This window comes from Micromonospora sp. DH13, from assembly GCF_020873825.1.
GTDB lineage: Bacteria > Actinomycetota > Actinomycetes > Mycobacteriales > Micromonosporaceae > Micromonospora > Micromonospora haikouensis.
On record NZ_JAHWGR010000004.1, the window covers coordinates 188,773 to 210,315 of the forward strand.

A 21,543-nucleotide genomic window follows, 5' to 3' on the forward strand; every position below is an offset into this window, starting at 1 on the left:
CCTCCATCGCAGGCCCGGGCGGAGCCGAACAGTCCTGCTCACCGGTGTGCGGACTCACGGTGGAGATGGGCTTGAGGCGGAGGAGCGGTACGCGTACAGCAGTCTTGATCTTTGCAGGACAGGGGTAACCGTCGCGCTCGCGGCCTGCCCTGCGGGCGGCCTCCGCCCGTCCTCGGGCGTCCGCAGCGCTTCGTGCAGAGTGCGGGCAACGATCTTGGCGCGCGGAGCCAGGAGTAGTCGACCGGCCCAGTTCAGGGCCACAGTGGTCACGCTGCCGCTGTCGCCGTCCTGAACCGTGTGTGTGGCGGTGAGCCTGGCGGTGCTGGTCCTGGGGTCCCGTCGTGGTCAGCTCAAGGTGAAGGTGACGTCGTCGACGTCGAAGGCCGTGGCGCCGTTGCCAGCAGTCTCGCTGGCGAGGAAGCTGGCAGTCGCGGTGCGCTCGGTCGTCGCCGTCCCGGTCGACATGCTGTACTGCCGCCACTGCGCCCCGCCGTCGAAGGCCAGCGAGAACCTCGTCTTCGGGGGTATCCCGGTGACTGCCAGCCCGACGTTCAGGTAGTCGCTGCGGCTGGTCTCCGTGGTGATGGTCCGAACCCAGAAGCGGACCGTCAGGTCGCAGCCGGCCGGCACCGTGACGGTGGTGCGTAGCAAATCGGAACGCGTCACGTCCAGCCCGGCGAAGGCGGCGTACGCGAGGCCGGTGTGTGCGGGCCGGATCGAGTCGCCGAGCACGACCATGCGCGGGCCGGCTGTCCAGCCGGTGGCGCCGAGCTCGAACCCCGGGTTTGCGTGGATCTGCCCGGTGCAGGGCGCGTCGGCCGCCGGCCGGGCGTCGGACACGCCGCCCGTAGCGAGGAGCAGCAGGGTCGCAGCCAAGGCGGTGGTGACGAAAGCCTTCATCAGTTCTCCCCATGCCAAGACATTCGGAACCATCGATATGCATCGACCATGCGCGATGGGCGTTGGCGCGTCAAGCTATTTCTGGCATCGGCTCCGCACGGTGCTCGCCTGGCCTTCCAGGCCTGCAGGAACGGCCCGATCAGCGCCCACTGCGCCTCGGTGGCATCACTGAGGTATTCCTTCCGATCTGCGAGATCTACGTCCAAGGCACCGAGGGTCGGCACTCCACTGCGGAACAGCCGCCCGTCGGCGCCCACTCCGAACCGGTCGACATGCGCCCGCAGGATCGCCACCAGCTCCGGCGGGATCGGCGCCTCCCGCGCCTCAGGGCGACGGATGCTGCCCGAATCGGGCGAGCCTGCGCTACGTACTGGACGGATTGTGGTGTCTCGCTGCCATGCCCGAGGCGATGTGACGCTCTGCCTCGTGCCTGTGCTGGTCGGCACTCGCCTGACGGACCGCAGCCGAATCCTGATCCGACGTGAGCTTCGCGCGGTCGCGTCGAGTCACGAAGGCGACAATCGCAAGCAGCAACACCACGAACATCGCGAGCGTCACCACCAGTGTTGTCATGTCATCAACGCTACGGGACGCGCGCCAGTTCCGGCTACCGCAGGTGGCAGCGAGGCCGGGCCGAGGACAGGACGAGCGCCAGCGCGAACAGCGTCAGCCCGCGGTGGGCGGTCAAGGTGCCGGCGGAGTCGTGCCGCCTCTTCTCGGCCGTGCACCGTCCCTCGTACGCGCTGATGCATGCCCGCATCGTCGCGGTGCCCAGTAGACGCGCCCCGGAGCGGAGGACAACCAGGGCGGATATCGTGCTGCCCGTGCTGACCCTCTTCTGTGGACATCCGGCGGACGCGGCCACCAGCCGGGTGTGTTCCCACCTGGTCGCCGTACCCGAAGACCGGGACGTGGCGTGCCTCCGGGTGCTGACCGGGCGCGGGATGGAGTTCGACCTGGTCTGCCGGGAGTGCGACGAGGCCGGCCAGCCGGCCGTGCTGGTCGTGGTGTGCGAGGGATGCGTCGACCGGCTCGTCGAGGACGGGGAGATGCTCGGGTGGCGCGGCGAGCCGGAGATCCTGGAACGGCCGGAACCGTTGGACGCGACGGTGTCGGGCTGGTCGCTGCCGCCGTCGTCGGGGCAGGTGGTCGACCTCGCTCCGATCGACGACGCCGACGGCTCCCGATGGCTGGCGCTCACCGCCGACGGCACCATCGTCGAGCTCGACCCGGACAACGACCGGGTCACGGTGTTGGCGACCGTCGAGCTGGTCGACGAGCCGGGGCACACCCCATGGATGGACCGGCAACTTCGGCGCAGGCTGCACGCCTCCGCCTGTGGCCGCTTCGCCGCCGTGGTCGACGACTACGGTCGGCACGGGCGGGTGGTGGACCTCGGTCGGGGTGGTGTGGTGACGCTGGCGCTCGACGGCGGGGACTACCACGCGAACACGGTGCCGTTCTCGCTGGCCTTCGCGCGGGTCGACGACCGGCCGTTGGTGGTGCACCGCACCCGCTGGAACCGGCTCGACGTCAGCGACCCGGCCACCGGGGAGTTGCTGACCGCGCGTGAGATCGAGAAGACGTCGGAGCAGGAACGGCCGGCGCACCATCTCGACTACTTCCACGGCCGGCTGCTCTGCTCGCCCGGCAGCCGGATGATCGCCGACGACGGCTGGATCTGGCACCCGGTCGGCGAGCCCTCGGTGTGGGAGCTTCGCCCCTGGCTGGACGGCAACGTGTGGGAGTCCGAGGACGGGCCGACCCGCCAGCGGCTGTGTTTCCGCGACTACTACTGGAACGGGCCGCTCTGCTTCGTCGGCGACGACCTGCTGGCCGTCGGTGGCATCGGCGACGACGACGAGACGATCCTGCCCGGCGTACGCCTGTTCGACGTGGCCTCGGGCCGCGAGCTGGCCACCTTTGCCGGCCCCGCCGGGGACTGGTTCTCCGACGGCCGGCGGCTCTACTCGGCGCACCCCGACGGCCTGCACGTCTGGGACCCGCTCACCGGTCACCGCACCGGCACGGTGCCCGGCTTCGTGCCGACCTGCCTGCACCGGGGCACCGGCGAACTCGCCGCCGTCGCCGACGGCGTGCTGCGTCGTTGCCGGCCGGCGTGAGCGTTCCACCGGGGGTGGTCGGCCCACCCCGCCACCCCGCCGGTACGGCCCGGTAACCACGCACGTCGCCGGCCGGCACGCCCCCCACTCGCGGGGCGCGCCGGCCGGCGGGTTGGTGGCGCCGTTACGGGGTCACGGAGAGCAGGTGGGCCTTGTAGCCCTCACCGTAGGTGCTGGTGGGGGTGCCGTCGTAGTCCTGGATGAGGACGTTGCCGCCGCTGCATCCCCAGGGGTTCCAGGTCCACGCCGTGTAGCCGATGCGCTTGGAGTCCAGCCAGGTCATCACCTGGTCGATGTAGTCGTGGGCACAGGTGTCCTGGCCGATCTCGCCGGCGTGCACCGGCACCTGCGCGGCGACGGCGCCGATCTGGCTGTCCCAGCAGCTGACGGTGACGCAGGCGTTGAAGTTGTACGAGTGCCACGACGCCACGATGTTGTCGAGCGGGTCGTTCGGCTTGTAGTTGAGCCACTGGCTCAGGTCGTTGGTCCAGGTCAGGCCGGCGACCAGCAGGACGTTGCCGGCGCCGGTGGCCCGTACGGCGTCGACCAGGTCCTGCATGCCGGCGACCTCGTAGGTGATGCCGGTGCAGGTGCCGCCGTCGCGCAGGCAGCGCCACGCGGCAGCCATGTCCGACCAGTTGTTGGCGGCGTCCGGGTAGGGCTCGTTGAACAGGTCGAACACGACGGCGTTGTTGCCCTTGAACGCGTTGGCCACGCCGGTCCAGAACTGCGGCGTGTGCTGCATGCTGGGCATCGGCTTCTGGCAGGTGGCGTTGACGTCGGCGCAGGCGGAGATGTTGCCGGTGTACTGCCCGTGGGTCCAGTGCAGGTCGAGGATCGGGTTGATCCCGTTGGCCACGAGCAGGTTCACGTAGTCCTTGACGGCCTGCTGGTACGTCGCGCCGCTGGGCGAGCCGGAGAGGCCGAGCCAGCAGTCCTCGTTGAGCGGGATCCGCACGGCGCGGATGTTCCACGCCTTCATGGCGTTGACCGAGGCCTGGTCGACGGGCCCGCTGTCCCACATGCCCTTGCCCTGCACGCAGGCGAACTCACCGCTGGCCCGGTTGACCCCGAGCAGCCGGTAGGTCGCCCCGCTCGCCGTCACCAGCCGGTTGCCGGAGACTTTCAGGGCGGGCGCGGCACCGGTCGGCGGCGGGGTCGTGGGCGGCGGAGTGGTGGGCGGCGGAGTGGTGGGCGGCGGGGTCGTCGGGGGCGGGGTGGTGGTCGGCCCGGGGGTCGGCGACGTCACCGAGCCGGTGCAGGTCGTGCCGTTGAGCGCGAACGACGTCGGCACGGGGTTGCTGCCGCTCCACGAGCCGTTGAAGCCGATCGCGGTCGACCCGCCCGTGCCCAGCGACCCGTTCCAGCTCAGGCTGGCGGCCGAGACGCGGGTGCCGGACTGCGACCAGGTGGCGCTCCAGCCCTGGGTGACCTGCTGGCCGCTGGTCGGGAAGTCGAAGGTCAGCGTCCAGCCGGTGACCGCGGAGCCGAGGTTGGTGATGGCGATGTTCCCGCTGAACCCGCCTGTCCACTGGCTCTGCACGGTGTATGCCACGGAGCAGCCGGTGGCCGCCGCTGCGGCGGGGAAGGTGAGCCCGGCCAGGCCGGCGGCGACCAGGGTCGCGGTGGTGCCGACGGCCATCAGGGCATGACGATGTCTCATCTGATCTCCTCGTGGTCGAGAGGGGATCGTCGATGGGAGCGCATCGAAGATCTTTGTTTATTTACCTCACTAAGTCAAGCTCGCGACTGCGCCGCCCGCCCGCCCGGCGGCAGGCAGACAGGCAGACAGGCGGCAGGCAGGCGAGCGGGCGGGCGGGCGCTACTCAAGCCCGCCGGGCGGCGGGGCCGTGGTCTGCCGCACGATCACCGTCTCGGTGGGGCACCACCGTTCCCTGACCGGCGCGCCGTCGAGCAGCGCGAGCACGGAGCCGGCCACCAGCTCGCCGAAGTCGTGCACGTCGAGGCTCATCGTGGTGAGCTGCGGGGCGGACAGGCGGCACAGGCTGGAGTCGTCCCAGGCGAGCAGGCTCAGGTCGCGGGGGACCGTGAGGCCCAGCTCCCCGGCCACGTCCAGGCCGCCGACCGCCATCAGGTCGTTGTCGTAGATGATCGCGCTGGGCGGGTCGCCGTCGCGCAGCAGCCGGGCGGTCAAGGCCGCGCCCGACTCCTCCGAGTAGTCGCCGGTCAGCACCACGGCGTCGATGCCGGCCGGGCCCGCGGCGGCCAGCAACGCGGCGGTGCGGGTGCGGGTGTGCCGCAGCGTGTCCGGCCCGCTGATCCGCGCGATCCGGCGGTGCCCGAGGCCGGCCAGGTGCGCGACCGCCGCCCGCACCGAGCCGACGTCGTCCCGCCGGACGGCCGGGGCGTCGCCGTCGGGCTCGCCGGCCACGACCACGGGGAGGCCGAGTTCGCGCAGGACCGCCGGCCGGGGATCCCCGGCGGTCGGGTTCACCAGCACCACGGCCTCGGCCAGCCGGAGCTGCGCCCACCGGCGGTAGGCGGCGATCTCGGCGGCGTGGTCGGCGACGATGTGCAGCAGCACCGACCGGCCGTGCTCGGCGAGGCACTCCTCGATGCCGGAGATGAACTCCATGAAGAACGGCTCGGCGCCGAGCAGGCGGGGCGCCCGGGCGAGCACCAGGCCGACCGCGCTCGTCGTGCTCATCGCACCCCCATCGCAGGTCAGCGGGCCGATCCGGGCAGCGGCGCGAACTCCCCGTCGAGGCTCTCCGACACCCGGAGCCCGCGGTGGAACGGCACCAGCTCGGACTCCAGGACCAGGGCGGCGGCCCCGACGGCGGACGCGGTGGCGGCGGACCGGGACAGCCGTACGTCGACGGCGTGCGCGGAGCGGGAGAAGACGGTGTGCAGCTCCTGGCGCAGCACGGGCAGGTAGACCGAACCGGCGACGGCGAAGCCGGGCCCGGTCAGGACGATGACCTCCAGGTCCATCACGTTGGCGAGGGTGCGGGCGGCCGCCGCGACGTACCGGGCGGACCTCTCGCACAGCGCCAGCGCCCGCCGCTGTCCGCGCCGGGCGGCGCGGCCGATCGCGGCGAAGTCGCGGGCGACCGCCGCGGGTCCGGTGCCGGTGGTGAGGCCGAGCGCCCCGGCCAGGCCCGCGTCCGCCCGCCCCGCCGCGACCACGGCGGCGGGCCCGGCGACGGCCTCCACGCACCCCCGGGCCCCGCACCAGCAGCGCGGGCCGTCCGCGTCCACGCAGACGTGCCCCAGCTCGCCGGCGTTGCCGCTCGGGCCGCGGTAGGTGATCCCGTCGATGACCAGCCCGGCGCCGAGGCCGCTGCCCATGTAGAGGGCGGCGGCGGCGCTCGCCGTGCCGAACCCGCCCGCCCAGTGTTCGCCCAGGGCGGCGGCGGTGGCGTCGTTGTCCAGCACCACCGGCAGGTCGGTCGCCTGCTCCAGGGCCGCGCCGAGCGGGTACTCCCGCCAGTGCCGCAGCTCGGGGTTGAGGCCGGCGACCCCCCGGCCGGTGAGCGGGCCGGGGAAGACCAGGCCCACCCCGACCAGCCGCGCCCGCTCCACGCCGACGCTGTCGACCAGGGTCGGGATCTCGGCCGCGATCCGGGAGACGACCGTCGCGGGCGCCTCGGCGCCGACGCCCGGCCGGGAGATCCGGGCCACCACGACCCCGGTCAGGTCGGTCAGGACGTACGTCATGACCCCCTGGCCGAGGCACACGCCCACGGCGTACCGGGAGGTGTGGTTGAGCCGGAGCAGGACCCGCCGCTTCCCGCCGGTCGACTCGGCGTGGCCGGTCTCGACGACCAGGCCCTCGTCGATGAGCTTACGGACGAGGTTGGAGATGGTGGGCGCGGTGAAGCCGGTCACGCTGATCAGGCCCACCCGGCTGATCGTGCCGGCCGCCCGGATGGCGTCCAGCACCGCGGCCTTGCTGCTCGCGTGCGGCAGCTTGTCCGCTCTCGGTCCGCTCACTGCTCCCCGGTCACGCCGTCCGACTCCCCCGCAGAGCATAGGCGTTCGCCGCTGCCGCCGCGCACGCCTGCTGGCGGCCGGCGGGTCAGGCCCGGCCGCCAGAGCCCCGCTGGGCGACGCTCAGCGCCGCAGTTCCCGCCAGCCCGAGCTGCCTCCGCGCCACGCCCCCGCGAGGATGCTCGCGGAACTGTGGCTGGAGCATTCCAGCACCTTCGAGCGGCCTTGCTCACCACCGATCTGCGCCTGGACCTCCCAGCGCTGACCATCGGTGCGGATGTAGACGTCGCGACGTCCTCGTTTGGTCGCGTCCCCGTTCCACCAGTGCTCCTCGACGATCACATCGCGACCGTACCAGCAGGCGCGGGTGCGGCGGCAGCCACGACGGTGAGGGAATCTCGCACGGACCGCCCGGGGCGGGTCGGCCGTCCCGGCGGGTCGGGCCCAGGATGTCTGGTACGCGTGATCCCGTGGTTTCTGGCGGCAGGAAGGGGAGTTCCGGGTGCTGGACCGGCTGAACGAGGCGATGGCGTACGTCGAGGGGCATCTCGACCAGCGGATCGAGGTGGGTGAGCTGGCGCGGATCGCGGTGACGTCGGAGCACCACTTCCGGCGGATGTTCTCGGCGCTGGCCGGGATGCCGCTGTCGGAGTACGTGCGGCGTCGCCGGCTCACCGTCGCCGCCGCCGAGGTGCTCGCGGGGGAGCGGACGCTGCTCGACATCGCGTTCCGGTACGGGTACGGGTCGGGGGAGGCGTTCGCCCGGGCGTTCCAGGCCGTGCACGGGGTCGGCCCCGGCGAGGCCCGGCGCAACGGCGCCGCCCTGCGGTCGCAGCCCCGGATGTCCTTCCGGCTCGTCGTCGAGGGGAGATCCAGCATGCGGTACCGCATCGCCGACAAGGGGGCCTTCCACCTGGTCGGGCGGAAGGCCCGCGTCCCGCTCGTGTACGAGGGGTTGAACCCGGCGATCGTGGCGTTCGTCAAGAGCATCGACGCCGGGACGGCCGAGCGGATCGCGGCCCTCTCCGACCAGGAGCCGCAGGGCATCGTCAACGTCAGCGACAAGCTGGGGGTCAACCGGGAGGAGGGCACCGAGCTGGACTACTGGCACGCCGTGGTCACCGCCGCCACCCCGCCGCGGGACCTGGACGCCATGCCGGTGCCCGCCGGCACCTGGGCGGTCTTCTCCACCTCGGGCGAGTTCCCGCAGGCCCTCCAGCACCTCTGGCGGGACGTCTTCACGGAGTGGTTCCCGTCGAACCCGTACCGCAGCCGACCGGGCCCGGAGATGCTCCGGGCCCGGGTGTCCTCCGACGGCTCGCGGGCCGACGCCGAGCTGTGGGTCCCGGTGGAGCGGGTCCCGGCCTGAGCCGCCGGCCCCGCCCGCGAACGGCGGACGGGGCCGGCGCGGCGGCCCGACGCGGCTGTCCGGATGCGGCGGCTCAGCGCGCGGCGCGCAGCGCCTCGGCGAGCGTGGTCGGCTCGCGGCCGATCAGCTTCGCCAGGTCGTCGCCCTCGACGTACAGCTCGCCCCGGGCCAGGCCCAGGTCGCTGTCGGCGAGGACGGCGGCGAAGCCCTCGGGCAGGCCGGCGGAGACCAGCACCTCGGTGAACTTCTCCGCCGGCAGGTCGGTGTAGCCGACGGCGTGACCGGTCTGCCGGGACACCTCCTCGGCCAGCTCCGTCAGGGTGAACGCCGCGCCGCCCAGCTCGTACACCCGGTTGGTCTCCGCGGCGCCGGTGAGCGCCGCGGCGGCGGCCTCGGCGAAGTCCGCGCGGGTCGCGGCGCTGACCCGCCCGTCGCCCGCCGCGCCGGTCACCCCGAACTGGAGGTACGTCGAGAGCTGGCCGGTGTAGTTCTCCAGGTACCAGCCGTTGCGCAGGATCACGTACGGCAGGCCCGACGCGGTGATCTCCCGCTCGGTGGCGAGGTGCTCCCCGGCGAGGACCATGCCGGAGCGGTCGGCGTTGGCGATGCTGGTGTAGACGACCAGCCCGACGCCGGCCTCGCGGGCGGCGGCGACGACGTTGTGGTGCTGGGTGGCGCGCTGCCCGACCTCGCTGCCGGAGACGAACATCAGCTTGTCGGCCCCGGCGAACGCTGTGCGCAGCGACTCGGGGTCTGTGTAGTCGACCTGCCGGGTGTTCACCCCGTGCCCGGCGAGGTCGGCGAGCTTGCCGGCGTCCCGGCCGAGCGCCACGATCTCCCCGGCGGGCACGCCCCGCCGCAGCAGCGCGGCGACGATCAGCTGGCCGAGGTGGCCGGTGGCTCCGGTGACGACGATGGACATGGTGTGCTCCCTCTCGATGCCGGAGACGGTCCCCTGGTCGGGGGCCGTGCTCCGGGTCGGACGATCCGTCGTCCGGTGCAACGGGAAGCTTCCGCCGCTACTTCCCGTTGGAGAGTAGGCACCTTGAAGTAAGGCACTATCTGATGGAGAGTTAGAGCGTGGAACCCACTCCCTTCGCCCGCGACTGCGGCAGCCGGCAGGTCCTCGACCGGATCGGCGACCGGTGGAGCGTGCTCGTCGTCCTCACCCTCGCCGACGGCGGGAAGCGCTTCAGCGAGCTGGCCCGGCGCATCGAGGGGGTGAGCCAGAAGATGCTCACCCAGACGCTGCGCGGCCTGGAACGCGACGGCCTGATCACCCGCACCGCGTACGCGACCGTCCCGCCCCGGGTCGACTACGCGCTGACCGGCCTCGGGCGCAGCCTGCTCGACCTGGTGGGCGGGCTGGAGGCGTGGGCGACGACGCACCTCGGCGAGGTCGAGGCCGCCCGCGCCCGCTACGACGCCGCCGGCTGAGGGGCCGCCCGTGGGGCCCGGTGGCGGGCGGCGCGCCCGGTGGGATTGCGATGTAACGGGAATCGGCGGTAAAGCGCTGCGCCCCCGAAGTGCCCGGGCGGGCGCACTCCGGACATAGGCTTCGCGAGGTCGGAGGTCGGACACGGGGATCGAGGGGGCGTGTCCGGCCGCCGCCGCCCCATCCGGCGCCGGGCCGCCGCCCCGCCCCGCGCCGGGCCGCCGCCCCGCCCCGCGCCGGGCCGGCGGTCACCCGGCCGGGATCAGGCCGCCAGCTGGTCGACCCGGCTGAGCACCCGGTCGATCAGGCCGTACTCCCGGGCCTCCTCGGGGGTGAACCAGCGGTCCCGGTCCGAGTCCTGCTGGATCTGCTCCACCGAGCGCCCGCTGTGCCGGGCGATCAGCTCGTGCATCGTGCGCTTGACGTGCAGCATGTTCTCCGCCTGGATGGTGATGTCGGCGACGGTGCCGCCGAACCCGCCCGACGGCTGGTGCATCATGATCCGCGAGTGGGGCAGGGCGTACCGCTTGCCGGCGGTGCCCGCGCAGAGCAGGAACTGGCCCATCGAGCCGGCCATGCCGAGCGCGAGGGTGGCCACGTCGTTGCTGATGTACCGCATCGTGTCGTAGACGGCCATCCCGGCGCTGACCGAGCCGCCCGGTGAGTTGATGTAGAGGTAGATGTCCCGCTCGCTGTCCTCGGCCGCCAGCAGCAGGAGCTGTGCGCAGATCTGGTTGGCCGACTCGTCGGTGACCTCCGTGCCGAGGAAGATGATCCGTTCCTTCAGCAGCCGCTGGAAGACCTGGTCGCCGAAGGACGGCTGGCCACCATCCCGCATCCACACGTCGTACCTGATCATCGTGATCGACCTCCACGCTGCCGGCGGGCGACGGACTCCGCCCAGGGGAACCGGTGCCCCCAGCGTCCGCCCACCGGGCGCGTGGTTCCCAGCGCTTCTGCCGGCGGCAGATCCGCCGACGGCAGAAACCGGCCGGGCCTAGCGGGCGGTCAGCCGCCGCAGGCCCGCCCGGGCCCGCCGCCGGGCCAGCACCCTCGCGGTACGCGCGGCGGGGCGCCGAAGCGGCGCGGACGCGAACAGCCGGACCGGCAGGACGTGGACGGCCGGGCCGGGGTGCGCCACCGCCCCGCCCACGGACACCACGGACGTGCCGAGGCCCGCCCCGCCGACGTGCAGCAGCCGGCCGCCCGCGGTCGGGGTGACCCCGCCGAGCCGCAGCACCCGGCCGGCGGACACCGGCACGCGGCACTCCACCAGCGGCCCGCCCTGCTGCGGGCCGACCGGGTCGGCGTGGAAGCCGAGGCGCAGGCGCGGGCCGGGCTCGCCGCCCACCGGCACCACCTCGTCCAGGCGGGCCAGCGCCACCCGGGGCGCGGCGGGCACCCGCCGCTCGACCCGGCGCAGGTCGTCGCGGGCCTCCTCCAGCAGGTCCGACAGGTCGATGCCGAGGGCGCGGCAGATCGCCGCCAGCACCTCGGAACTGGCCTCCTTGCGCCCGCGCTCGACCTCCGAGAGGTAGGGCAGGGACACCCCCGCCGCCTCGGCCACCTCGCGCAGGGTGCGGCCCTGGCGCTGCCGCACCCGGCGCAGCACGCTGCCGATCACCCGTCGCAGCAACGACATCCGGGCCTCCTCGTGGTGGGCGCTCCTGCTCCCATCATGCCGGTTCGGCGGGCGACACACCGACCCCGCCGCCCCTACGGCGGCTGCGCCGACGCCTTCCGGTGCGGCGACCGGCTCCCGACCACCGGCGTTGTCCCGGCCTGCCGGGCCGGTCCGGCGCGTACCCGCTATGTTGTGCACGTGCAGGCGACGGAGGCGGAGCAGGTCCCGCGGTGATCCACTTTCCCGCGCAGCGGCGGGGCCCGCTGAGCGCGCTGAGCCTGCGCCTGGCCGCCGCCCTGGGCCTGGTCCTCGCGGTCGTCACCGCGGTCTACCTCGACCGCGACGGCTACCGCGACGTCAACGAGGACGGCCTCACCCTCCTCGACTGCTTCTACTACGCGGTGGTCTCCCTCTCCACCACCGGATACGGCGACATCACGCCGGCGGCGCCGTCCGCCCGGCTGGTCAACGTCCTGTTCGTCACCCCGGCCCGGGTGCTCTTCCTGATCATCCTGGTCGGCACCACCCTGGAAGTCCTGACCGAGCAGTACCGGACCGGCCGTCGTCTGACGCGGTGGAGGAAGAGCGTGAAGAACCACGTCATCATCTGCGGCTACGGCACCAAGGGCCGCAGCGCGGTCTCGGCGCTGCTGGAGAACGGCCTCGACAAGTCCCGGATCGTGGTGGTCGAGCGCAGCCCGGCGTCGCTGCGGCAGGCCACCTCGGCGGGGCTCGTCGCGATCGAGGGGTCGGCGACCCGCTCCTCCGTGCTCAACGAGGCGCACGTGCGCAACGCCAAGGCGGTGATCATCGCGACCGACAGCGACGACGCGTCGGTGCTGGTCGCGCTCACCGTCCGGCAGCTCACCGCCGGGCAGGTGCGGATCATCGCGGCGGCCCGCGAGGCCGAGAACGCGCCGCTGCTCAAGCAGAGCGGCGCGCACCACGTGATCGTCTCCTCCGCCACGGCGGGCCGGCTGCTCGGCCTGTCCACCTCCGCGCCGCCGCTGATCGACGTGGTGGAGGACCTGCTCACCCCCGGCCAGGGCATGGCCCTGGCCATGCGTTCGGCGGAGCGCAACGAGGTCGGCCGTTCCCCGCGCGAGCTGGACGACACCCTGGTCATCGCGCTGGTCCGCCGGGGCAAGGTGGTCACGCTCTCCGACCGGGCCGGCGCGGTCATCGAGACCGGCGACATGCTCGTGCACGTCCGCGACGACCGGCCCCAGCCCGCCGGCACGCCGGGCTGACCGCCCGCCGCCCGCCGCGCTCCACGACGAAGGGCCCGCCACCATTCGGTGACGGGCCCTCCGCTCGCCTGACGGGTCGTCCCTACGCGGGACGGATCAGAGGATCGTCCAGGTGTCGCCACTGCCCAGCAGGCCGGCGAGCTGCTGCTCCGGGGTCTCGGTGACCTTCGCCTTCGCCTCCTCGACCTGGGCCTGGACCACGCTGTCGTAGGACGGGCGGTCGACCGACCGGAACACGCCGATCGGGGTGTTGCTCAGGTCGAGCCCGGGCAGCCGGGACAGCGCGAACGCGTACGCCGGGTCGGCGACCGTCGCGTCGTGCACGACGATCTCCTCCGGGCGGACCGACGCGGTCTCCCGCACCTCCAGGCCGAAGCCGCCCGGCGGGTGGACGACGCAGAACCGGCCCTCGGCACCGAACGTGATCGGCTGCCCGTGCTCCAGCCGGATCAGGAAGTCGTCGCGGGTGGCCGGCTCCTTGAGCTGGTCGAACGCCCCGTCGTTGAAGATGTTGCAGTTCTGGTAGATCTCCACGAACGCCGAGCCCTGGTGCTCGGCGGCGGCCCGCAGCACCGACTGGAGGTGCTTGCGGTCGGAGTCGATGGTGCGGCCGACGAAGCTCGCCTCCGCCCCCAGGGCCAGCGAGAGCGGGTTGAACGGGGCGTCGGCCGAACCGGCCGGCGTCGACTTGGTGATCTTGCCGACCTCGGACGTCGGAGAATACTGCCCCTTGGTCAGGCCGTAGATCCGGTTGTTGAACAGCAGGATCTTCAGGTTGACGTTGCGGCGCAGCGCGTGGATGAGGTGGTTGCCGCCGATCGACAGCGCGTCGCCGTCGCCGGTGACGACCCACACGGACAGGTCCGGGCGGGACACCGACAGGCCCGTGGCGATCGCCGGGGCGCGGCCGTGGATCGAGTGCAGCCCGTAGGTGTTCATGTAGTACGGGAACCGGGACGAGCACCCGATGCCGGAGACGAAGACGATCCGCTCCCGGGGGATGTTCAGCTCCGGCATGAACTGCTGCACGGCGGCGAGGATCGCGTAGTCACCGCAGCCGGGGCACCAGCGCACCTCCTGGTCGGACTTGAAGTCCTTCGCGGTGAGCTTGAGGGCGACGGGCTCAGACATTCTTCAGGACCTCTTCCAGCATCGTCTCCAGCTCGGTGGCCGTGAACGGCAGGCCGCGGACCTGGTTGTAGCCGATGGCGTCGACCAGGTACTTGCCCCGGATCACCTGGGCGAGCTGGCCGAGATTCATCTCGGGGATGACCACCCGGTCGTAGGAGCGCAGCACCTCGCCGAGGTTGGCGGGCATCGGGGCCAGGTGCCGCAGGTGCGCCTGCGCGACGGGGAGCCCGCGCTGACGCAGCCGCCGGCAGGCGGCGCCGATCGGGCCGTACGTCGAGCCCCAGCCCAGCACCAGCAACCGGGCGTTGCCGTCCGGGTCCTCCACCTCGACGTCCGGCACCGGGATCGCCTCGATCCGGGCCGCCCGGGTGCGCACCATGAAGTCGTGGTTGGCCGGGTCGTACGAGATGTCGCCGGTCTTGTCGGCCTTCTCCAGGCCGCCGATGCGGTGCTCCAGCCCCGGCGTGCCCGGGATGGCCCACGGCCGGGCCAGGGTCTGCGGGTCACGCAGGTAGGGCAGGAACGTGCCGTCGTCGCCGTTGGGCGCGGTGGCGAACTCGACCCGCAGGTCGGGCAGGGACTCCACGTCGGGCAGCAGCCACGGCTCGGAGCCGTTGGCGACGTAGTTGTCGGAGAGCAGGAGCACCGGGGTGCGGTAGGTCAGCGCGATCCGGGCCGCCTCGATCGCCGCGTGGAAGCAGTCCGACGGGGACTTCGGGGCGATCACCGCGACGGGGGCCTCGCCGTGCCGGCCGTACAGGGCCATGTTGAGGTCGGCCTGCTCGGTCTTGGTGGGCATGCCCGTCGACGGGCCGGCCCGCTGCACGTCCACGATGACCAGCGGCAGCTCCAGCGCCACCGCGAGGGAGATCGTCTCGCTCTTGAGCGCCACGCCGGGGCCGCTGGTGGTGGTGACGCCGAGCGCCCCGCCGTACGACGCGCCGAGCGCCGCGCCGACCGCGGCGATCTCGTCCTCGGCCTGCATGGTGACGATGCCGAACCGCTTGTGCTTGCTCAGCTCGTGCAGGATGTCCGACGCCGGGGTGATCGGGTAGGCGCCGAGGAACACCGGCAGCCCGGAGCGGACGCCCGCGGCCACCAGGCCGAGGGAGAGCGCCGCGTTGCCGGTGATGTTGCGGTAGGTGCCCGGCACCATCTTCGCCGGCTTCACCTCGTAACGCACCGAGAAGGAGTCGGTGGTCTCGCCGAAGTTCCAGCCGGCCCGGAACGCCGCGACGTTCGCCGCGACCAGCTCGGGGCGCTTGGCGAACTTGCGCTCCAGGAAGCGCAGGGTCGACTCGTACGGGCGGGAGTACATCCAGGAGAGCAGGCCGAGGGCGAACATGTTCTTCGCCCGCTCGGCGTCCTTCTTGGACACCTGCTGGTCGGCGAGCGCCCCGACGGTCATCGAGGTGAGCGCGACGGGGTGCACCACGTAGCCGTCGAGGGAGTCGTCGTCCAGGGGGCTGGCCTGGTAGCCCACCTTGGCGAGGTTGCGCTTGGTGAACTCGTCGGTGTTGACGATGATGTCCGCGCCGCGCGGCAGGTCGGCCAGGTTGGCCTTGAGCGCGGCCGGGTTCATCGCGACCAGCACGTTCGGCGCGTCGCCCGGGGTGAGGATGTCGTAGTCGGCGAAGTGCACCTGGAAGCTCGACACGCCCGGCAGGGTCCCGGCGGGGGCCCGGATCTCGGCGGGGAAGTTGGGCAACGTGGAGATGTCGTTGCCCAGCTGGGCCGTCTCCGAGGTGAACCGGTCGCCGGTCAGCTGCATGCCGTCGCCGGAGTCGCCGGCGAACCGGATGACCACCCGGTCGAGTTGACGGATCTGCTTCGTCACGCCTGCCCCTCGCTTCGCTCGGCGCGGTCGCGCGGGCGGCTGAACATGATGGTGACCTCGCCTTGCCCGGCCACATGACCTCCTTGACACAGCGCTGCCCCGCACCGCCCGTGGGTGGTCCGGTCCGGTCTGGGTTCCTACCCGAGAGCCTACGTCGGATGGGATGTCGAGCTTGCCCAGTGGTCCGCCGACTGGGAACAGATTCCGGGCGCTTACGTCATGGTTTGGGGCTGTTTGCCCCGCCCGCCGTAATCAGAATCACCGGCCGCCGGACGGGCCGGTGAGCCGGCGACGCAGCGAGACGGTGGCCAACGCGAGCGCCAGCACCACCAGCAGCACCGAGATCACGATCAGGGCGACCGCGCCCCGCTGCGCCGTGCTGAGCCCGCCGCCGGGGCGGTCGCCGGCCCCGGCCGCGGCGAGCACCCCCTGGGAGCCGGCCGGGGCGGGCGTCGCGATCGGGGTGGCCATCGCGGCCGCCGCGGTGATCCGGAAGCTCATCTGCAACTGCCGGGCCTGCCCGCTGCGCGGGTCGAGGCGGCCGACCACGGCGCCGGCCAGCGGCGCGTCGCGCTGCGCCTCGGCGGTCGCGCTGACCGTGAGCCGCAGGGTGGCGGCCCCGCCGGCCCGCACCGCGCCGACGTCGCACCTGGTGCGGGTGGCGCTCAGCGCGGCACAGCCGGCCGGCGGGGCCGGGATCGTGACGCCGTCGGGCAGGACCACCTCGATCCGCCCGTCCGCGTCGACCTTGCCGGTGTTGCCCAGTCGGACGGCCAGCTCGCTGGCGCTCCCGCTGATGTCGAACGCCACCCCGTCGGCCCGCAGCGCGATGCCCGGCACCGGCGGGCCCGGCGGGAAGAGCACCGCGAAGCCCTCGTTGTCGTCGACCGACCCGGCCACCACCCCCGGGGCGGTGGCGCTCACCCGCACCGCGCCGCTGAGCGGCATCCGCCGCCACGCGTCGCCGTCGACCCGCACCGAGATCAGCGTGCTGAACCGCGCGCCGGCCGCCGTCGTCCACGCGCCGCAGCGGTGCCCGCCGCCCCCGGCCGGCGCGCAACCGGCGGTGCCCGCGTCGGTCATCCCGGCCGGCAGCGTGTACGAGAGCCGGATCTGCTCGGTGACATCGCCGGTGTTGGTCACGGTGATCCGCAGCGTGGTCGTGGTCCCGGCCGCGTTCCAGTACGCGTCGGTCAGCACGACGTCGTCGGTGCTCACCCGCACGCCGAGGCGGCCCGGTGCCGGGGCGCCCGGACCGGGGGCCGACGTGCGCACCGGCGGGGTGGTGGTCGGGGCCGACGGCCCGGCGGTGGTGGCCGGCGCCGTGGTGGTGGGCGGGTCGGCGGGGTCGGCCGGCGTGCTGGGCGCCGGCCCGGTGGTGGTGGGGGCCGGGGCGGTGGTCTCCGGCGGCGGGGGCAGGGTCGGCGGGGCCTCGGTGGGCGTCGGCTCGGCCGGCGTCGGCTCGACCGGCGGGGTCTCGTCGCCGGGGTCGCCGGCCGGCCCCGCCGGAGGGTCCGCCGGCGCGGCCGCCGCGCGGGCCGGGGGCGGCGCTGCCGTGGCCCAGCCGGGCAGCGCTGCGACCGCGGCGAGCAGCCCGACCGTCAGGGACGCGGCGAGCAGCGTCGCGAGACGTCGGTCGGTTGCCCGCCGAACGGGGCGTACGTCCACGCGGGCCAGCTCCTCCGCCAACAGTCGGTGACGGTTCAATAGTCGGTAACAGTTGCCCGGCGGCACTAGTCCCGCCGGGAAACAGTTCCGTAACGTGCGCCGGGCGCGGCACGGTAGGCTGACCCACCGTGACCGGTTACCTGGGCTCGTACGCGACGCTCGGGCTCCTGCTGCTCGCCGCAGCCCTCTTCTTCGTCGTGGCGTTCGCCGCGAACCGGGTGCTGCGTCCCGCCCGTCCGGCGGACCCGCCCGGCAAGCGGGCCGGCTACGAGTGCGGCCTCGACCCGGTGGGCGGCGACTGGGCCCAGATGCAGATCCGCTACTACGTGTACGCCTACCTGTACGTGCTGTTCGCGGTCGAGGCGGTCTTCCTGTTCCCGTGGGCGGTGGTCTTCGACCGGCCCGGCTTCGGGCTCGTCACGGTCGCCGAGATGGGCGTCTTCGTGGGTGTGCTGGCGCTGGGCATCCTCTACGCCTGGCGCAAGAACATCCTCCGCTGGACCTGAACGCCGACGCCGGGCCCGGCCGACGGTGCGGCGGGCACCCGGGCGGGCCGGGGCCGACGGTCAGGCCAGCCCGCGGCGGGTGACGGTCGGCGGGCGGTCGCCCCGGATCGACGCCACCATGTCCAGCACCCGCCGGGTGGGCCCCACCTGGTGGGCACGGAACACGCGCGCGCCCAGCCAGGCCGACAGCGCGGTCGCCGCCAGGGTCCCCTCCAGCCGTTCGGCCACGGGCAGGTCCAGCGTCTCGCCGATGAAGTCCTTGTTGGACAGGGCCACCAGCAGCGGCCAGCCGGTGGCGGAGAGCTCGTCGAGCCGGCGGGTGATCTCCAGGGAGTGCCGGGTGTTCTTGCCGAAGTCGTGCGCCGGGTCGATGAGGACGCCGTCGGGGCGTACCCCCAGGGCGACCGCGCGCTCGGCGAGGCCGGTGACCGTCGCGACCACGTCGGCCACCACGTCGGCGAACGCCGCCCGGTGCGGTCGGGTGCGCGGCTCCAGCCCGCCCGCGTGCGAGCAGACCAGCCCGGCCCCGGTCTCGGCCGCGACCCGGGCGAGCGCCGGGTCCGCCCCCGACCAGGTGTCGTTGAGCAGGTCGGCGCCGGCCGCGACCGCCTCCACCGCCACCTCGGCCCGCCAGGTGTCGATGGAGATGACCACGTCCGGGAAGGCGGCCCGCACGGCGGCGATCGTGTCCACCGTGCGGCGGATCTCCTCGGCCACGTCCACCTCGTCGCCGGGGCCTGCCTTGACCCCGCCGATGTCGATGATCTCCGCGCCCTCGGCCACCGCCCGCTCCACCGCGCGCAGCGCGCTGTCCTGCGCGAAGGTCGCCCCCCGGTCGAAGAACGAGTCGGGCGTGCGGTTGACGATGGCCATCACCACCAGCTCGCCCGGCGCGAAGGTCCGCCTTCCGAGCCGAAGCGCCCCGGCCATGTCGCCTCCCGATCTCCCGTAGCCGCCGATCCGTCGCGGCCACCGGTCCGTCGCGGCCGTCGATCCTTGCGGCCGCCGGTCTTCCGTAGCCGGCCGGGCGACCCGGCCGCCTCCGACGCTAGCCGGTCGTCCGGTGGTCCTTCCTGGCGGTACGACGGCACAGATCCGCACCGATCTGTGGGAGGACCGCCCGGCGGGGTCGCTCCGGGCCCGTTCGCGTGCCACGATCTCTTGCATGGGTCAGGTGCTGCTCCTGCTGGTCGTCGCGCTCACCGTCGCGGCAGTGGTCTTCGGGGTGACGGTGCTGGTCACCGGCCGCGATCCCGGCCTCGCGCCGGTCGAGCCGGACGGGCGGGCCGTTCCGCTGCCGGTCAGCCGGCCGCTGCGTGAGTCCGACGTGGGCGACGCCCGTTTCGACACGGCGCCGCGCGGGTACCGGATGTCCCAGGTCGACCAGGCGATGCGCCGGGCGGCCTACGACATCGGGTACAAGTCCGAGCTGATCGGCGTGCTGGAGGCGGAGGTCACCGCGTTGCGCGAGGGACGGGTCGCCGACGCCGACGCGCTGCGGCACACCCGCGAGCAGGCGGCGGCTGCCGCCGCCGAGCAGGCAGCGGGGGCCGACGCCCCCAGCACTGCCGCCGCCCCCGCCGCCGCTGCCGCTACCGGTGCGGCTGCCGCCGACGCCCCCACCGGGGACGCCGCCCCGGCCGCCGTCCCCGCTACCGGAGCCGACCTCACGGTGACCGCCGCCGCCCCCGAGGCCGGCGACCGCGAGCCGACCGACCGCCCCGTCGGGTCGGAGCCGGCGTGACCGGCTCGGCGGACGCCGAGGGCCTCCGCGAGGCGGCCCAGCCCGGCGCCGGCGAGGTCACCGCCACGGTGATCGTCAACGCGCCGGCCGAGCGGGTGTTCGCCGGCCTGCTGGCCTGGGAGCGGCAGTCCGACTGGATCCCGTTCACCACCGTCCGGGTCGTCGAGGGCGACGGCGGCGAGGGCAGCCTCGTGGAGGCGGTCACCTCGCTCGGGCCGGCGGTCCTGCGCGACGAGATGCGGGTGGTCCGGGTCGACGCACCGTACGAGATCGGCGTGGTGCACTGCGGCCGCCTGCTGCGCGGTCCCGGGGTGCTGCGCTGCACCCAGATCGAGGGCGGGCGCACCCAGGTCGTCTGGCACGAGTGGTTCCACGTGCCGGGCGGCGCGGCCGGGCGGGTGGCGTGGCCGGTGCTCTGGCCCGGCTCCAAGGTCAGCCTCACCCAGGCGTTGAAGAAGTTCGGCCGGCTGGTCGAGCAGGGCCGCCTGCCCTGACGGCCGCCACCGCGCCGCCCGGTGCGGGTCGGGTGCGGCCGGGGCGTTACCGCCAGGTCGCCGACATGGCGGGGTCCCGAGGGGGCGGATACCGCCACCACGCCGGCACGCCCTTGCCCGGCCGGCGGCTCGGGCTAGCGTGTGAGCCGTGACTGACCTGGTGATCGGCGCGGACGGGCTGGCCCGCTGCGCGTGGGGGGCGAGCACCCCGGACTACGTCCCCTACCACGACCGGGAGTGGGGGCGACCCCTGCGCGGCGACGACGCGCTCTACGAGCGGATGACCCTGGAGGCGTTCCAGTCGGGCCTGTCCTGGCTGACCATCCTGCGCAAGCGCCCCGCGTTCCGGCTGGCCTTCGACGACTTCCGCATCGAGGCGGTGGCGGCCTACGGCGAGGCCGACGTGACCCGGCTGCTGGCCGACGCCGGCATCGTGCGCAACCGGGCCAAGGTCGAGGCGGCGATCGCCAACGCCCGGGCCGCCCTGGAGCTGCCCGAGGGGCTCTCCGCCCTGCTCTGGTCCTACGCGCCGCCGTCCCGGGCCACCCGGCTGGCCTCGTTCGCCGAGGTGCCGGCGCTGACCCCGGAGTCGACGGCCCTGGCCAAGGCGCTGAAGAAGCGCGGCTTCCGGTTCGTCGGCCCCACCACGGCGTACGCGCTCATGCAGGCCACCGGCATGGTCGACGACCACCTGGCCGGCTGCCACGTCACCGGCGTGATGGGATCGACCCCATGACCGACACCGACGACCGCCCCGACAGCACGGTCCCCGAGCGCCCCGACGGCACGGTCCCCGCCGGGCCCGACCCCGGGCGGGGCGCCGCCGCCTGGGCCGTGCTCCTCCCCCCGGGGCGCTACGAGGCCGAGCGGCTCGTCCACCACGACACGCTGGAGCTGACCGGGTTGACCGGGCTGACCGGCGACGCCGCGGCCGGCGGTCCCGCCACCGCCGCCACTACCAGGGCCGGGGTCGGTGCCGCCGGGGCCACCGCCACCAGGGCCGGGGCCGCCGACGCCACCGCCGGTCCCCGGCCGGGTGACGCCGTGGCCGTGCTGACCGAGGACCCGCTCCGGCTGGTGGCCCTCGGCCGGGTCGCCCGGGCCACCGCCGAGCGCCGCGAGGACCCCGACGACCCCCAGTCCGACCCGGCCTCCGGCGCGTTCGTGGTCGCGTACACCCGGCGGGTCTTCGACGAGCCGGTGCCGGCCGACGGGCTGGCGCTCGACGGGCCGGTCACCGCCCTGCCCGCCGACGCCTACCGGGCGCTGGTCGGGCGGCTCGGCCCGCCGCCGGCCCGCCGGTCCTGGCTGGTCAGCCTGGACCTCCCGATCGAGGCGGCCACGCCGGCGGAGGCCGTCCGGCTGTTCTGGTCCTACGTGCGCGACCTGGGCCCCCGCGAGCTGCCCGCCTTCGTCTCGCCGTCCGGCGACGAGCTGGCGATGCAGGCGTTCGTGCTGGGGGCCGAGGCCAACCAGGACCCGGAGGAGGACGACTGACCCGGCCCCGG

Annotated in this window: 22 protein-coding genes; 9 read left to right on the forward strand and 13 right to left on the reverse strand. The window is 73.8% G+C overall.

Annotated elements, in window-relative coordinates:
- Nucleotides 1–345 precede the first annotated feature (345 nt).
- Nucleotides 346–900 carry a hypothetical protein gene (locus LPA42_RS05620; RefSeq protein ID WP_077935963.1) on the reverse strand — a complete coding sequence of 185 codons (555 nt, stop codon included), beginning with the start codon at nt 898–900 and terminating at the stop codon, nt 346–348.
- A 363-nt stretch (nt 901–1,263) separates the two neighbouring features.
- Nucleotides 1,264–1,473, reverse strand: a complete 210-nt coding sequence (locus LPA42_RS05625; RefSeq protein ID WP_077935965.1) for a hypothetical protein — start codon at nt 1,471–1,473, stop codon at nt 1,264–1,266.
- A 251-nt stretch (nt 1,474–1,724) separates the two neighbouring features.
- Between LPA42_RS05625 and LPA42_RS05630 the strand changes: the two genes are divergently transcribed.
- Nucleotides 1,725–3,023 (forward strand): hypothetical protein, encoded by a 1,299-nt coding sequence (locus LPA42_RS05630; RefSeq protein WP_228986382.1) that lies wholly within the window; start codon nt 1,725–1,727, stop codon nt 3,021–3,023.
- Between the two features lie 124 nt (nt 3,024–3,147).
- Here LPA42_RS05630 and LPA42_RS05635 read toward each other — a convergent pair whose 3' ends face one another.
- The 4 genes from LPA42_RS05635 to LPA42_RS05650 form a co-directional block, all read right to left on the reverse strand.
- Nucleotides 3,148–4,686: a cellulase family glycosylhydrolase gene (locus tag LPA42_RS05635; RefSeq protein ID WP_228986383.1), complete on the reverse strand. Its 1,539-nt coding sequence runs from the start codon at nt 4,684–4,686 to the stop codon at nt 3,148–3,150.
- Between the two features lie 159 nt (nt 4,687–4,845).
- Nucleotides 4,846–5,691 (reverse strand): LacI family DNA-binding transcriptional regulator, encoded by an 846-nt coding sequence (locus LPA42_RS05640; RefSeq protein ID WP_077935975.1) that lies wholly within the window; start codon nt 5,689–5,691, stop codon nt 4,846–4,848.
- 17 nt (nt 5,692–5,708) lie between these two features.
- Nucleotides 5,709–6,980 carry an ROK family transcriptional regulator gene (locus LPA42_RS05645; protein WP_077935976.1) on the reverse strand — a complete coding sequence of 424 codons (1,272 nt, stop codon included), beginning with the start codon at nt 6,978–6,980 and terminating at the stop codon, nt 5,709–5,711.
- A 120-nt stretch (nt 6,981–7,100) separates the two neighbouring features.
- The gene (locus tag LPA42_RS05650) at nt 7,101–7,319 is read right to left on the reverse strand and encodes a hypothetical protein (RefSeq protein WP_077935977.1); all 219 of its coding nucleotides are present in this window, start codon (nt 7,317–7,319) and stop codon (nt 7,101–7,103) included.
- Nucleotides 7,320–7,479: 160 nt separating this feature from the next.
- Between LPA42_RS05650 and LPA42_RS05655 the strand changes: the two genes are divergently transcribed.
- The gene (locus LPA42_RS05655; RefSeq protein ID WP_077935978.1) at nt 7,480–8,346 is read left to right on the forward strand and encodes an AraC family transcriptional regulator; all 867 of its coding nucleotides are present in this window, start codon (nt 7,480–7,482) and stop codon (nt 8,344–8,346) included.
- Nucleotides 8,347–8,419: 73 nt separating this feature from the next.
- Here LPA42_RS05655 and LPA42_RS05660 read toward each other — a convergent pair whose 3' ends face one another.
- On the reverse strand, nt 8,420–9,268 hold the full coding sequence (locus tag LPA42_RS05660; RefSeq protein WP_077935979.1) for an SDR family oxidoreductase: 849 nt from the start codon (nt 9,266–9,268) through the stop codon (nt 8,420–8,422).
- Between the two features lie 158 nt (nt 9,269–9,426).
- On the opposite strand from LPA42_RS05660, the gene LPA42_RS05665 reads away from it, so the two are divergent.
- Nucleotides 9,427–9,783: a helix-turn-helix domain-containing protein gene (locus tag LPA42_RS05665; RefSeq protein ID WP_043961714.1), complete on the forward strand. Its 357-nt coding sequence runs from the start codon at nt 9,427–9,429 to the stop codon at nt 9,781–9,783.
- 260 nt (nt 9,784–10,043) lie between these two features.
- On the opposite strand, the gene LPA42_RS05670 is transcribed toward LPA42_RS05665, so the two are convergent.
- Together LPA42_RS05670 and LPA42_RS05675 are read right to left on the reverse strand one after the other, a co-directional pair.
- On the reverse strand, nt 10,044–10,640 hold the full coding sequence (locus tag LPA42_RS05670) for a ClpP family protease (protein WP_077935980.1): 597 nt from the start codon (nt 10,638–10,640) through the stop codon (nt 10,044–10,046).
- Between the two features lie 138 nt (nt 10,641–10,778).
- Nucleotides 10,779–11,423, reverse strand: coding sequence for a helix-turn-helix domain-containing protein (locus LPA42_RS05675; protein ID WP_077935981.1), 645 nt, complete (start codon nt 11,421–11,423; stop codon nt 10,779–10,781).
- A 212-nt stretch (nt 11,424–11,635) separates the two neighbouring features.
- Here LPA42_RS05675 and LPA42_RS05680 point away from each other — a divergent pair, with 212 nt between their 5' ends.
- Nucleotides 11,636–12,655 carry a TrkA family potassium uptake protein gene (locus LPA42_RS05680; protein WP_077935982.1) on the forward strand — a complete coding sequence of 340 codons (1,020 nt, stop codon included), beginning with the start codon at nt 11,636–11,638 and terminating at the stop codon, nt 12,653–12,655.
- A 96-nt stretch (nt 12,656–12,751) separates the two neighbouring features.
- Here LPA42_RS05680 and LPA42_RS05685 read toward each other — a convergent pair whose 3' ends face one another.
- From LPA42_RS05685 to LPA42_RS05695, 3 genes are all read right to left on the reverse strand, one after another.
- Entirely contained in the window at nt 12,752–13,786 is a 1,035-nt protein-coding gene (locus LPA42_RS05685) for a 2-oxoacid:ferredoxin oxidoreductase subunit beta (RefSeq protein WP_077935983.1), read from the reverse strand.
- Nucleotides 13,779–15,623, reverse strand: a complete 1,845-nt coding sequence (locus LPA42_RS05690; protein ID WP_077935984.1) for a 2-oxoacid:acceptor oxidoreductase subunit alpha — start codon at nt 15,621–15,623, stop codon at nt 13,779–13,781. Before LPA42_RS05690 ends, LPA42_RS05685 begins: the two co-directional genes overlap by 8 nt.
- A 258-nt stretch (nt 15,624–15,881) precedes the next feature.
- Nucleotides 15,882–17,312, reverse strand: a complete 1,431-nt coding sequence (locus LPA42_RS05695) for a hypothetical protein (RefSeq protein ID WP_228986384.1) — start codon at nt 17,310–17,312, stop codon at nt 15,882–15,884.
- Nucleotides 17,313–17,419: 107 nt separating this feature from the next.
- Here LPA42_RS05695 and LPA42_RS05700 point away from each other — a divergent pair, with 107 nt between their 5' ends.
- Nucleotides 17,420–17,797: an NADH-quinone oxidoreductase subunit A gene (locus LPA42_RS05700; protein ID WP_043961720.1), complete on the forward strand. Its 378-nt coding sequence runs from the start codon at nt 17,420–17,422 to the stop codon at nt 17,795–17,797.
- 60 nt (nt 17,798–17,857) lie between these two features.
- Here the strand turns inward: LPA42_RS05700 and folP are convergent, their stop codons facing one another.
- Nucleotides 17,858–18,727: a dihydropteroate synthase gene (folP, locus tag LPA42_RS05705; RefSeq protein ID WP_077935986.1), complete on the reverse strand. Its 870-nt coding sequence runs from the start codon at nt 18,725–18,727 to the stop codon at nt 17,858–17,860.
- 235 nt (nt 18,728–18,962) lie between these two features.
- Here folP and LPA42_RS05710 point away from each other — a divergent pair, with 235 nt between their 5' ends.
- From LPA42_RS05710 to LPA42_RS05725, 4 genes are all read left to right on the forward strand, one after another.
- The gene (locus LPA42_RS05710) at nt 18,963–19,541 is read left to right on the forward strand and encodes a DivIVA domain-containing protein (protein WP_077935987.1); all 579 of its coding nucleotides are present in this window, start codon (nt 18,963–18,965) and stop codon (nt 19,539–19,541) included.
- Nucleotides 19,538–20,035, forward strand: coding sequence for an SRPBCC family protein (locus LPA42_RS05715; protein WP_074477038.1), 498 nt, complete (start codon nt 19,538–19,540; stop codon nt 20,033–20,035). Before LPA42_RS05710 ends, LPA42_RS05715 begins: the two co-directional genes overlap by 4 nt.
- Before the next feature lie 148 nt (nt 20,036–20,183).
- Nucleotides 20,184–20,771 (forward strand): DNA-3-methyladenine glycosylase I, encoded by a 588-nt coding sequence (locus tag LPA42_RS05720; RefSeq protein WP_077935988.1) that lies wholly within the window; start codon nt 20,184–20,186, stop codon nt 20,769–20,771.
- The gene (locus LPA42_RS05725) at nt 20,768–21,532 is read left to right on the forward strand and encodes a hypothetical protein (RefSeq protein ID WP_077935989.1); all 765 of its coding nucleotides are present in this window, start codon (nt 20,768–20,770) and stop codon (nt 21,530–21,532) included. Before LPA42_RS05720 ends, LPA42_RS05725 begins: the two co-directional genes overlap by 4 nt.
- Nucleotides 21,533–21,543 lie beyond the last annotated feature (11 nt).